Source organism: Glaciimonas sp. GG7 (assembly GCF_052976905.1).
In genome coordinates this window covers 41,248-47,576 of record NZ_JBRIIQ010000027.1, presented here as the reverse complement: position 1 = coordinate 47,576, position 6,329 = coordinate 41,248, and the positions used below count along the sequence as shown (strand labels likewise).

General features: G+C 53.2%; 4 protein-coding genes. 2 read left to right on the top strand and 2 right to left on the bottom strand.

Translation table 11 applies throughout. The annotated features are described in order from the left end of the window. On the bottom strand, positions 1–1,222 hold a 1,222-nt coding region (gene ilvA / locus ACVBEF_RS09000), incomplete at its 3' end, for a threonine ammonia-lyase, biosynthetic (protein ID WP_447123598.1). Positions 1,223–1,432: 210 nt separating this feature from the next. Here ilvA and ACVBEF_RS08995 point away from each other — a divergent pair. Beyond that, positions 1,433–1,924 carry a YqaA family protein gene (locus ACVBEF_RS08995; RefSeq protein ID WP_447123597.1) on the top strand — a complete coding sequence of 164 codons (492 nt, stop codon included), beginning with the start codon at positions 1,433–1,435 and terminating at the stop codon, positions 1,922–1,924. A gap of 9 nt (positions 1,925–1,933) precedes the next feature. Here ACVBEF_RS08995 and ACVBEF_RS08990 read toward each other — a convergent pair whose 3' ends face one another. After that, the gene (locus ACVBEF_RS08990; protein WP_447123596.1) at positions 1,934–2,080 is read right to left on the bottom strand and encodes a hypothetical protein; all 147 of its coding nucleotides are present in this window, start codon (positions 2,078–2,080) and stop codon (positions 1,934–1,936) included. Positions 2,081–2,311: 231 nt separating this feature from the next. Between ACVBEF_RS08990 and ACVBEF_RS08985 the strand changes: the two genes are divergently transcribed. Then, on the top strand, positions 2,312–6,328 hold the full coding sequence (locus tag ACVBEF_RS08985; protein ID WP_447123595.1) for a DUF3683 domain-containing protein: 4,017 nt from the start codon (positions 2,312–2,314) through the stop codon (positions 6,326–6,328). Position 6,329: the final 1 nt, after the last annotated feature.

Sequence of the window (6,329 nt, the reverse complement as noted above, 5' to 3'; positions counted from 1 at the left end):
GTTCATCGTGAGTCAGATCGAGCGTGCTGAAGCCGTGCTTTTCGAAGTTTTTAGCGATCAGCCCGGATTCGTCGCGGGTTGAGGTTTGCACGCCGACAAAGATGTGGGCGGCCTTTTCATCGCTAATACGATAGTTGAATTCGGTCACGTTGCGCTCGCCGACCAACTCGCAAAAACGGCGGAAACTCCCGCGCTCTTCCGGGATCGTCACAGCAAATACGGCTTCACGTGATTGGCCGATGTCGGCCATCTCAGAGACGAAGCGCAGCCGGTCGAAGTTCATGTTGGCACCAGAGGCGATGGTGACCAGGACCTGATTTTTGATCGGTTTGCGCGTGCCTTTAGCGCGTTCGACGTAGGCTTTAGCGCCCGCAATCGATAAGGCACCAGATGGCTCCATAATGCTGCGCGTGTCCTGAAATACGTCTTTGATCGCCGTGCAAACGGCCGCCGTATCGACCAAAATGACTTCATCGACATACAGTTTGGCGAGCCGGAACGTTTCTTCGCCCACCAGTTTGACCGCCGTGCCATCGGCAAACAGGCCGACATCGGATAGCGTTACCCGGCGACCGGCTTGCAAACTGCGCGCCATAGCGTCCGAATCAACGGTTTGCACACCAATAATTTTAATTTCCGGGCGCACCGCTTTGACATAAGCAGCTATACCGGCTAACAATCCGCCGCCGCCAATAGGGACGAAAATGGCATGAATCGGCCCGGCATGCTGGCGCAAAATCTCCATGCCGACCGTGCCTTGCCCGGCAATGACATACGGATCGTCAAACGGATGCACAAAGGTCAGCTTGTGTTTCTTTTCCAGCGTGAGGGCATGGTTGTACGCATCGGTGTAAGAGTCGCCAAACAGCACAACTTCGGCCCCACGGGCGCGCACCGCCTCAACTTTGACTAGCGGCGTAGTGGTCGGCATTACGATCAAAGCGTGCGAACCCAGCACTGTTGCGGAGTACGCCAGACCTTGGGCGTGATTGCCAGCCGAGGCACAAATGACGCCGCGTTTGAGTTGCTGCGGCGTCAGGCTCGCCATTTTGTTGTAAGCGCCGCGCAGCTTAAAACTGAACACGCTGTGCATATCTTCGCGCTTGAAATAAATCTGGTTTTCAGTTTTTAGCGAGAGCGTACGCGCTAACTCGAGCGGGGTTTCCTGCGTGACGTCATAGACGCGGGCGGTCAAGATTTTCTGTAAATAATCTGTGGTCATGGTCGGGTCAAATTAGCGCGCTGCAGCAGGTTGGGATGCTCCCAAGTCGCCAGCGAGAAGTCAGGTTACAAGGATTATCCGGGAGCAAGACAGCCGATCATTATAATGGCGGCTTTGCGCCTAGGCTTGAATGGTGTAATAAATTGATTTTCGAGCGCTTGTCGGATGCGCGAATGAACGTTTTTTCATCTAAATACTAATGAATTGTCTATGATCGAATCTGCTGTTGCATGGCTGCTTGGGGTGTTGGCGATACCGACCGTTGGTTTATGGTCGGTATTTATTGTCAGTTTTGTGTCGGCAACTTTATTGCCTATGGGGTCCGAGCCGGCAGTGTTTGCTGTCATTAAAGCCAACGGCGCACTGTATTGGCCAGTCATTGTGGTGGCGACGGTGGGTAACACCCTCGGCGGAGCATTGGATTATTGGATGGGCTACAGCGCTAAACGGGCATTTGCCCGCGAGCGTAAAACCCGCTGGTTCCATTGGCTGGAGCGTTTCGGCCCTAAAACCATGTTGTTGGGTTGGTTGCCGATTATCGGCGACCCACTGTGCACGTTGGCTGGTTGGTTGCATTTACCGTTCTGGCCCAGTGTCATCTATATGGCAATCGGTAAATTTTTACGCTATATCGCCATGACCTGGCTGTTGCTGTCGGTGCCGGATGGATTCTGGCGGCAGCTTGGGCAATGGCTGTCCTAGCTTTATAAATTAGCCTCGTAAAATCATGCCCGCCAATGCCGGAGTAATTAGCAGCATGACTAACGGCGGCAAAATCCGTAATTGCCAAGGCTGTCTACTGAGTAAATGCGATAGACCGGAATAACGATTTTTCAGTACTTGCTTATTAGTATTCATATTTGCGCTCCATTTTGGCCCAGGCCCCACCAAGCGGAGCGATGCATTGATTATATGTTTAAGCTATCAATAAATATAAATTGATAGTTTAAATGAATGCAATTGCTTGTTCCTATCGCAATAGTCTGTCGTCGCAAACCAATGTGATGTCGTACAAACACTAGCTTGCCATCGCGACTCTGCTCGATAGGCTAAAATGCTATCTCAGCGGCTTCCCACTCCCAAACACACATGAACGCCCCAGTACAAATCCAAGCCCTCATTTCGGACGCGCCTAATGGCGCCACCCCTACGCGCTTGCGCGAAATTCCTTATAACTACACTTCGTTTTCAGATCGTGAAATCGTCATTCGCCTGCTCGGCGAAGCATCGTGGGCCTTGCTCGATGAGTTACGCACCAAACGTCAGACGGGCCGCTCTGCGCGCATGCTGTACGAAGTATTGGGCGATATCTGGGTAGTACGGCGTAATCCCTATTTACAAGATGACATGCTCGACAATCCAAAGCGCCGTCAGGCCTTGATCGACGCGCTCAATCATCGTCTGGCCGAAGTTGACAAGCGCAGGCTGAATATCGCGCACGCCGACAGTGGCGACGCCGATGCAGAGCGCCGCAGCGCGAGTGTCGAAGCCTTGGTGCAAGCAGCACGGCTGGCGATTGCTAAGTTTTCAGACGAGTTCCGCCACACTTACGATTTACGTAAGCGCACCAATAAAATTTTGGGACGCTATACCGCCAAAGACAATATTAAATTTGATGGCCTCTCGCGCGTCTCGCACGTCACCGATGCGACCGACTGGCGCGTTGAATATCCCTTCGTCGTGCTCACGCCAGACAGCGAAGACGAGATGGCCGGGCTGGTCAAAGGCTGTATCGAGCTCGGTCTGACCATCATTCCACGCGGCGGCGGCACCGGTTACACGGGCGGCGCGATTCCGCTCACCCCGTTTTCTGCGGTCATCAATACCGAAAAACTGGAACAATTAGGCGAAGTCGAAATGGCCGTATTGCCCGGCCTACAGACTGAATACGCCACCATCTTCTCGGGCGCAGGCGTTGTCACCAAACGCGTCGCCGATGCGGCTGAAAAGGCTGGTTTCGTGTTTGCGGTGGACCCAACTTCGGCGTCAGCATCTTGCATCGGCGGCAATATCGCCATGAATGCTGGCGGCAAGAAGGCCTTGTTGTGGGGCACAGCGCTCGACAATCTGGCTAGCTGGCGCATGGTCGATCCAAACGGCGATTGGCTAGATGTCACGCGTCTGGATCACAACCTCGGCAAAATTCATGACACGCCATTGGCGCGTTTTAAGCTGGAATGGCGTCATCCGGCTGCCAAAGGCCATCCTGCGGAGGAGGTCTTCAAGACTGAAATTCTGGAAATTCCGGGCCGTACTTTCCGCAAAGAAGGTTTGGGCAAGGATGTGACCGATAAATTTCTGGCGGGTTTGCCCGGTATCCAGAAAGAAGGTTGCGATGGCTTGATTACGTCAGGCGTGTGGATTTTGCACAAAATGCCGAAGTTCACCCGTACCGTCTGTCTGGAGTTTTTCGGTCAGGCGCGCGATGCGATTCCATCGATTGTCGAAATCAAAAATTATCTTGATGGCCTGCCAGCCAAAGGCGAAGGATTTACCTCGATTCGCTTAGCCGGTCTGGAGCATCTGGACGAGCGTTATCTGCGTGCAGTCGGTTACTCCACCAAGTCCAAGCGCGGCGTGCTGCCAAAGATGGCCTTGTTTGGCGATATCGTCGGCGATGACGAAAATGCCGTTGCGCATGCAGCGTCTGAAGTCGTGCGGCTGGCCAACAATCGCGTTGGTGAAGGGTTTGTGGCCGTCAGTCCCGAGGCGCGCAAAAAATTCTGGCTCGATCGTTCACGCACGGCGGCGATTTCCAAGCATACGAATGCTTTCAAAATCAATGAAGACGTCGTCATTCCGCTCAATCGTATGGGCGAATATACCGACGGTATTGAGCGCATCAATATCGAGTTGTCGATCAAAAACAAGCTGCAATTGCTAGATCAGCTTGACCTGTTTCTTGGCAAAGGCAATCTGCCATTGGGCAAAAGCGAAGACGCCGACGATGAGCATATTCCCGCCGCCGAATTATTAGAAGATCGTGTGCATCAGGCCGAAGATCTGCTGCAAAAGACCCGGGCGCGCTGGACTTATTTGCTGACAAAACTCGATACACCGCTAATGGAAGCCAAGGCTGAGTTGTCGGTGCTCGGCCTCGATAAATTAAGCGCGACCTTTGAGCAGCGCTTAATTCAGCAACCGGACGCAACCCTGTTTGACGTGGTGCAAGATCGCACCATCAGCGTGTCGTGGAAGCAAGAAGTGCGCGCCCAATTGCGCCAGATTTTCAACGGCGGTGCGTTCAAGTTGATCCTGGATGAGTGCACGGCGATCCACAAAAAAATATTGCGCGGTCGCGTCTTTGTGGCGCTGCACATGCACGCCGGGGATGGCAACGTCCACACCAATTTGCCGGTCAACTCCGATCATTACGAAATGCTGCAAGACGCCCACGTTGCGGTCGCTCGCATCATGAAGTTGGCGCGTTCGCTCGATGGCGTGATTTCCGGCGAGCATGGCATCGGGATTACTAAACTTGAGTTTTTGACCGAAGACGAAATCAAGGATTTCCGCGATTACAAATTGCGCATCGATCCGGAAGGGCGCTTCAACAAAGGCAAGTTACTCAACCTGACCGGACTCGACGCGGATTTAAGCAATGCCTACACGCCATCGTTCGGCCTGATGGGGCATGAGTCGCTGATCATGCAGCAAAGCGATATTGGTGCCATTGCCACCAGCATCAAAGACTGTTTGCGCTGCGGTAAATGTAAGCCGGTCTGCGCTACGCACGTCCCACGGGCGAATTTGTTGTACTCACCGCGCAACAAAATTCTGGCGACTTCGCTGCTGGTCGAAGCTTTTCTGTACGAAGAGCAGACCCGGCGCGGGATCTCGATCAAGCATTGGGAAGAGTTCGAAGACGTCGCCGACCATTGCACCGTCTGCCATAAATGTCTGACACCTTGCCCGGTCGATATCGACTTCGGCGAAGTGTCGATGAACATGCGCAATTTGCTGCGCAAGATGAACAAAAAATCGTTCAATCCCGGCACCACCGCGGCGATGTTTTTCCTCAACGCCAAAGATCCGGCGACGATCAACATGACCCGTAAAGTCATGACCGACTGGGGCTTCAAAGCGCAACGTCTGGGTAATGAAGTCTTGAAAAAGTTTGCCAAAAAGCAGACCAAAGCACCGCCATCGACCATCGGTAAAGCGCCGATCAAAGAGCAGGTGATTCACTTTATCAACAAAAAAATGCCCGGCAATCTGCCGAAAAAGACGGCGCGCGCCTTGTTGGATATCGAAGACGATAAAGTCATTCCGATCATCCGTAATCCACACGCCACGACAGCTGAAACCGAGGCGGTGTTTTATTTCCCCGGTTGCGGCTCGGAGCGTTTGTTCTCGCAAGTTGGTCTGGCGACGCAGGCAATGCTGTGGCATGTCGGCGTGCAAACCGTGCTGCCGCCCGGTTATCTGTGCTGCGGATATCCGCAACGCGGGTCAGGTGATTTCGACAAAGCCGAGAAGATCATTACCGATAATCGCGTGCTGTTTCATCGCATGGCCAATACGCTCAATTATCTCGACATTAAAACCGTCATCGTCTCTTGCGGGACTTGCTACGATCAACTGCAAGGCTACGAGTTTGAGAAGATTTTCCCCGGCTGCCGCATCATCGATATTCACGAATATCTGCTGGAAAAGAATCTCAAGCTCGAAGGCGTCAACGGTACACGGTACATGTATCACGACCCTTGCCATTCGCCGATGAAGTTGCAGGACCCATTGAAAACAGTCAACGCCCTGATCACCACGATCGACAATCAGAAGATCGAGAAGAATGATCGTTGCTGCGGCGAGTCCGGTACTTTCGGCGTCAGCCGTCCGGACGTTTCAACGCAGGTGCGCTTCCGCAAGGAAGAAGAGATGATCAAGGGCTCAGACAAAGTACGCGCCGATGGCTTCACTGGCGAAGTCAAAATTCTGACGTCATGCCCATCTTGCTTGCAAGGCTTGTCACGCTACAACGATGATTCCGGCACCACGGCGGATTACATCGTGGTCGAAATGGCGAAGCATTTGCTGGGTGAAAACTGGTTGCCGGATTATGTTGGCCGCGCCAACGACGGCGGCATTGAACGGGTGTTGGTCTGAG